Genomic DNA, 6430 nt, shown 5'->3' with positions numbered 1-6430 from the left:
CTCGTTGTACAGGGTGTCCATGATGGCCAGGCACACGTCCAGGCCCACCAGATCGCCCAGAGCCAGGGGGCCCATGGGGTGGTTGGCGCCCAGCTTCATGGCGGTGTCAACGCCCTCCACGGAGGCCACGCCGGTGTATACCAGATCGATGCCCTCGTTGATCATGGGGATCAGGATCTTGTTGACCACGAAGCCGGGGGCCTCGTTAACCTCGACGGGCTCCTTGCCGATCTCCACGGACAGGTCCCGGATGGTGTTGAAGGTCTCATCGGAGGTGTGAGCGCCCCGGATGACCTCCACCAGCTTCATGACGGTAGCGGGGTTGAAGAAGTGCATACCGATGAACTTGTCGGGCCGCTTGGTGGCGGCGGCGATGGCGGTGATGGAGATGGACGAGGTGTTGGAGGCCAGGATGGTCTCGGGCTTGCAGATGCTGTCCAGCTCGGCAAAGATGCTCTTCTTGATGTCCAGGTTCTCAATGGCGGCCTCAACCACCAGGTCGGCGTCGGCAGCAGCCTTCAGATCGGTGGTGAAGGTCATGTGAGCCAGGATGTCGGCCTTCTTGGCCTCATCCATCTTGCCCTTGGCCACCAGCTTGTCCAGGCTCTTGTTCAGACGGCCCTCGGAAGCCTTGATGATGTCGTCGTTGATGTCGCGGACGGTAACATCAAAATCCTTCTTGGCGAAGACCTGAGCGATGTCCAGGCCCATAGTGCCGCCGCCGATGACAACAATCTTTTTCATGACAAAAAACCTCTTTTCAATCTGTTTTTAATTTTAAAGAAAGGATGTATCGAACTGAAACAGAGGATGCTTCCTTACTTGTTCTGGAAATGCTTCTCAGCCCGCTTCTCCAGGAAAGCGCCCATGCCTTCGTCCTTGTCGGCAGTGCCGCAGCAGACACCGAAAGCCTCGGCCTCAAAAGCGGAGCCGGTGGCGATGTCGGTCTGCATACCCATACGGATGCAGCGCTTGGACTCCTGCACGGCGATCTGAGCGTTGGCGCAGATGGCGTTGGCCAGCTCCATGGCCTTGTCCATCAGCTCCTCAGCGGGATAGACCTCGCTGACCAGGCCGATGGCCTTGGCCTCGTCGGCCTTGATGACCTTGGCGGTGAGGATCAGCTCCATAGCCTTGGAAACGCCCACGATGCGGGGCAGCCGCTGAGTGCCGGCGAAACCGGGGGTGATGCCCAGGCCCACCTCGGGCTGACCAAACTTGGCCTTCTCACTGGCCAGGCGGATGTCGCAGGCCATGCTCAGCTCGCAGCCGCCGCCCAGAGCGAACCCGTTGATGGCGGCGATGACCGGCTTGGCCATATTCTCCAGCTTCAGGAACACACCGCCGCCGTGCACGCCAAACTTCTTGCCGTCGATGGAAGAGAAGTTCTTCATCTCGCCGATGTCAGCGCCCGCCACAAAGGAACGGCCCGCGCCGGTGAGGATCATGACATAGATCTCATCGTCCGCTGCCACCTGATCGATGACCGCGTCCAGATCGCTCAGAACCTGGCTGTTCAGCGCGTTCAGCGCCTCCTGCCGGTCAATGGTGACCACGCCCACGTGGCCCTGCTTTTCCAGCTTCACAAAACCCATTATGTTCTGCCTCCTTGTCCTGTAACCTATCTAGAATTGTTATATTTTTAACAAGTTCTCACCTAATAAGTATAACGCACCGCCGCCCAACAGGCAAGTAAAATGCAAGAGAAATTCGTTATTTTTTTATCAATGATTATAGCCAATATGCACAACTCGGTTTCAGAAAGCCGCCTTAACTCTCGGCCGAATTGGCAAACCACATGGTTTTTGGCCCGGTTTTCCCTTTTTTCGCCCTGTTGGCAAGGCGCCGCATTTATGCAATATGTACAAGTGCCGGGGCAAACGCCCCGGCGGGGCTCACGGCACAAAGTGGATCTGCTGCTCCGTGACCAGAGGATGGCAGATCAGCGTTTCTCCCTCCCGCTTTGCCTCGTCCATGGACACCGCGGTGATCTGACTGTTGTCATAGGTCTTGTAGTAATAGGTGCCCGTCCAGCCGTCAATGCAGCAGGAGTAATCCGTGAGGTCCCACTTCCCCTCCGGTGTCCGCACTGCACCCCGGGGCATGGCCACCGCGTCCAGGATGTGAAAGACCTGGCTGACACTGGATATCTCGTCCCGCTCGCAGACGCTGTTCCACTTAAGGAAGGCGGCCCGGACAAAGCGGGAGGCAGGTGACCAGTCTCCCGGCAGGCCCAACGTGCCCATTCCCTGGCCAAAGGGACGCAGTTCCACTCCTCCGAAGCGGTTCTCCGGCTGGGCGGCGGACAGGCCCATATACTGGTTCAGATTGGTCAGGTGGAAATCAAAGGTGGGGTTGTTGGTAAGCACCCCCACCGGGTCCTCAAACAGTCTCAGGCCGTCGGCCATAGGCTCCGCCACCAGGGCCCGCTTTCCGTCGGCCAGGTGCCAATGGAGGGGGGCGTTTGGCATATTGGGGGCAAAGGGGGTATCCAAAATACGGACAGAGCGCAGCTTTTCCTCCGCCTGGTCCACGCTGTCGCAGCTGCCCAGCAGCCAGGGGATCAGCTCATAGGGGGCGGCGGGGGTACCGTCCTTCGAGCCGCAGGGATAACAGGCGTTACCCGGGAAGTTGAGGCCTGCCATATAGAGGCCCTTCTCGTTGACCCCCTCAGCATAGAGGGGGTAGTCCTCCGCCACTGTGGCCATGCCGATGATGGCATAGTGCTTCTTCAGGGCAGGCATGGCTTGAAAGGAAAATGGGTAATTACGTGGAGTAATGACCACCTGCTGGCCAAACTGGTATTCCAGATCCAGGTTCCGCCCAAAATAAGTGTGGTCGGTGGTAAAGGTCAGGCTGGTACACATGGCTGACGCCTCCTGTATTCAAATGAAATGCCTTCCGGCGCATCCCTTAGTGTGACTGTCCCCGCTTCAGGTTATCCGGATTCTGTTGCAAAAAGGGCCTGCCGGAGCAGGCCCTTTTCTGTTTTAGCCGCACTTGGAGTAGCCGCAGTCACGGCAGGTGACGCAGCCGCCTTCGTGCTCCAGCTTTGCTCCGCATTCGGGGCAGAACTTGGCCAGCTTGGCCTCGGCGGGAGTCATGCCCGGCCGGGGAATGGGCGCCGCTTTGGTGGTGGCGCTGATGGGGGCGGGAACAGTCTCGCGATTGCCCTGGGACACCTTGAGCACCTTCTCCAAGGATTTGGCAATGGCGTCGGGGCAGGAGGTCACCGGTACGCCGGACTGCCGCAGGCAGGAGGGGCAGCGGATACCCTTGAGCTGCTGGATGATCTCCTTGGGGTCCATGCCGGAACGGATGCCCACGCTGACCAGCCGGGCCGTAGCCTCGCTCTGGCTGGGGCAGCCGCCCGCTCGTCCGGTGTTGGTAAACACCTCACAGATGCCGTTCTCGTCGTAGTTGACGGTAATATAAAGGTTGCCGCAGCCGATGCGCACCTTCTCGGTGAAACCGGTGGTCACCGCCGGACGGGGCCGGGGCTGGATGTGACCGTAGGCCTCCTGAGGAATCTGGCACTCCTCGCACACCCGGCCAGTGGGGGCGGGGGCGGGCTCCTTGCCGTCGTTGACCTTGCCGATATTGAGCACCTGCTCGTTGCGGCTGCCGTCCCGGTAGATGGTGGTACCCTTGCAGCCCAAGGTGTAGGCCAGGCGGTAGACCTCGGCCACCTCGGCCTTGGTGGCGGAGTTGGGGAAGTTCACCGTCTTGCTGACGGCGTTGTCGGTGTACCGCTGGAAGGCGGCCTGCATCTTCACGTGCCAGATGGGGGACACGTCGTGGGCGCACACAAAGACCCGCTTGATGTCCTCGGGAATGCCGTCCACATGGGCCAGGGAGCCCTGCTCCACGATCTTGCGCATCAGCTTCTCGGAATAGATCCCCGCCTCCTCCAGCTTGTCCTTCAGGATCTGGTTGGTCTCGATGAGGTGGGTGTTGTCCATCACATTGCGGATATAGGCGTAGGCAAACACCGGCTCCACGCCGGAGGACACCCCGGCGATGATGGACAGGGTGCCGGTGGGGGCGATGGTGGTGACGGTGGCGTTGCGGATGGGCTTGCCGTCCTTGTAGATGCTCTGGTCAAAGAGGGGGAAGGCGCCCCGGCTCTCGGCCAGGCGTTCGCTCTCCTGGTGGCCGATGGTGTTGATGGTGTCCATGATCTCCTCGGCCAGAGCCACGCCCTCCTCGCTGTTGTAGGGCACTCCCATATGCAGGAGCATATCGGCAAAGCCCATGACGCCCAGGCCGATCTTCCGGGTGGAGCGGGTCATCTTGTCAATCTCGGGCAGGGGGTACTGGTTGACCTCAATGACGTTGTCCAGGAAGTGGACGGCGGTACGGATGGTCTTTTCCAGCTTTGCCCGGTCCAGCACCCAGCCCGCCACGGTCTTGGTGATGTGGTTGACCAGGTTGATAGAGCCCAGATTGCAGCTCTCATAGGGCAGCAGGGGCTGCTCACCGCAGGGGTTGGTGGACTCGATCTCGCCCTGGCTGGGCACCGCGTTGTCCCGGTTGAGCCGGTCCAGGAAGATGATGCCCGGCTCGCCGGTCTGCCAGGCGGAGGTGACGATGGTGTCAAAGACCTCCCGGGCCTTCAGTTGGCCCACCACCCGGCCGGTGGCCGGGTCCACCAGATCGTACATCCCGTCCGCACTCACCGCCTCCATAAAGGCCTCGGTGATGCCCACGGAGATGTTGAAGTTGGTGATCTCGGAGGTATCGTTCTTGCAGGTAATAAAGTCCATAATATCGGGGTGATCCACCCGGAGGATGCCCATGTTGGCGCCCCGGCGGGTGCCGCCCTGCTTCACCGCCTCGGTGGCGGCATTGAACACTTTCATAAAGGAGATGGGGCCGCTGGCCACACCGCCGGTGGAGTTGACGGTGGAACCCTTGGGCCGCAGCCGGGAGAAGGAAAAACCGGTGCCGCCGCCGCTCTTGTGGATGAGGGCGGCGTTCTTAATGGCGTCAAAGATGTCCTCCATAGAGTCGGCCACCGGCAGCACAAAGCAGGCGGACAGCTGCCCCAGAGGGCGGCCGGCGTTCATCAGGGTGGGGGAGTTGGGCAGGAAGTCCAGATTGGTCATCATCTCATAGAATTCCGCCGCCGTAGCCACCACATCGGCCTTGGGGTCAAAATGGCGGTCGCCTTCGGCTACCGCGTTGGCCACACGACGGAACAAGCCATCCACCGTCTCGGTGGGATTCCCCTGCTCATCCCGGGCCAGATAACGCCGCGCCAGTACAGCCTTGGCGTTTTCAGAAATGGGCATATCGTATCTCTCCTCTGAGTGTATTTCAGTTCTAAGCACAAGATATTGTATCATGAAAAACGCCCATGTCAATATGTCCGATTTCTTGCCCTTTTCACCCGTTCTTGCTATAATGGAGCCCGGAAGCCCTTGTGCCTGAAGCAGGTGCGAATTTCGGACCGTGCTTTGACGGCCCGGCTGGGCTCAATTTGGATTTATTTTTGTGCGAGGTGACGGAATGGATCTCCATCAACCGGACCGGGCCCAACTGCTGCGCCCCCACTGTCAATGGTTCTCCCGGCTGGGATGGGCCCTGTTTGCCCAGATGGCCGCCATGCTGGCGGTCCAGCTGCTGGTGGCCGGCATCGTCCCCAGCGTTTTGAATCACCCCATCTCCCGCTGGTGCCTCTCCGTGGGCTCAGCCTACGGCGCGGGTGTGCCCGCCTTCTGCCTGGTGCTGCGCGGCGTGCCCGCCCCGGGCCCCTCCGCACGCCGCCCCATGGGGCCGCTGAACCTGGGCAAAGCCCTGGTGACCACCCTTGGTCTGGTCTATTTGTCCAATCTGCTCACCCTGCTTCTCACCCAACTGATTGGGATTCTCCGGGGCCAGGCAGTCACCAATCCGGTGGACAGTCTGGCCGGCTACCCTACGGTACTGAACCTCCTGCTGGGCTGCATCATTGCGCCCCTGTCAGAGGAATATCTCTTCCGCTATTTGCTGCTGAACCGACTGCGGCCTTATGGGGATAAATTTGCCATCCTGGCCTCCGCCCTGTGCTTCGGCCTGTTTCACGGCAATCTGAATCAGCTGTTCTATGCCTTTGCCGTGGGGGCTCTCTTTGCCTATGTGGTGCTCCGAACCGGCTGCCTGTGGCAGTCCATCCTGCTCCACGCCCTGATCAATTTTACCTCGGTGGGCCTGGTGCCCCTGCTGGAGCTGCTGGGCCAGACCGGAGAACTGCTGACCTCCCTGCTGGTGCTGGGGTCCATCGTGGTGGGCATGACCTTTCTGGTCACCAGCTGGCGGGATATCAAACTGGAACCAGGCCTGGTCCCCTTCTCCGAGGGCATGAAATGGCGGCTCTTCTTTGAAAATCCCGGCGTCATCGCTTTCTGTCTGCTGGCACTCATCCTGATGGCCAGCTATGTTCTGTAAC

General features: G+C 60.3%; 5 protein-coding genes. 1 reads left to right on the top strand and 4 read right to left on the bottom strand.

Going from position 1 to position 6430, the window contains the following annotated elements; all coding sequences use genetic code 11:
• From IHN22_RS05520 to IHN22_RS05505, 4 genes are all read right to left on the bottom strand, one after another.
• Positions 1–744, bottom strand: a 744-nt coding sequence (locus tag IHN22_RS05520) for a 3-hydroxyacyl-CoA dehydrogenase NAD-binding domain-containing protein (RefSeq protein ID WP_191434008.1), incomplete at its 3' end; no start/stop codon positions are given.
• Positions 745–818: 74 nt separating this feature from the next.
• The gene (locus tag IHN22_RS05515) at positions 819–1595 is read right to left on the bottom strand and encodes an enoyl-CoA hydratase-related protein (protein WP_087398400.1); all 777 of its coding nucleotides are present in this window, start codon (positions 1593–1595) and stop codon (positions 819–821) included.
• A gap of 300 nt (positions 1596–1895) precedes the next feature.
• The gene (gene bsh / locus IHN22_RS05510; protein ID WP_191434006.1) at positions 1896–2867 is read right to left on the bottom strand and encodes a choloylglycine hydrolase; all 972 of its coding nucleotides are present in this window, start codon (positions 2865–2867) and stop codon (positions 1896–1898) included.
• Positions 2868–2990: 123 nt separating this feature from the next.
• Positions 2991–5348 carry a vitamin B12-dependent ribonucleotide reductase gene (locus IHN22_RS05505; RefSeq protein ID WP_300985569.1) on the bottom strand — a complete coding sequence of 786 codons (2358 nt, stop codon included), beginning with the start codon at positions 5346–5348 and terminating at the stop codon, positions 2991–2993.
• A 163-nt stretch (positions 5349–5511) separates the two neighbouring features.
• Here IHN22_RS05505 and IHN22_RS05500 point away from each other — a divergent pair, with 163 nt between their 5' ends.
• The gene (locus IHN22_RS05500; RefSeq protein ID WP_191434002.1) at positions 5512–6429 is read left to right on the top strand and encodes a CPBP family intramembrane glutamic endopeptidase; all 918 of its coding nucleotides are present in this window, start codon (positions 5512–5514) and stop codon (positions 6427–6429) included.
• Position 6430: the final 1 nt, after the last annotated feature.

Origin of the sequence: Flavonifractor sp. An112 (genome assembly GCF_904377885.1) — a bacterium.
Lineage (GTDB): Bacteria > Bacillota > Clostridia > Oscillospirales > Oscillospiraceae > Flavonifractor > Flavonifractor avicola.
This window is presented reverse-complemented; position numbering and strand designations above follow the sequence as displayed.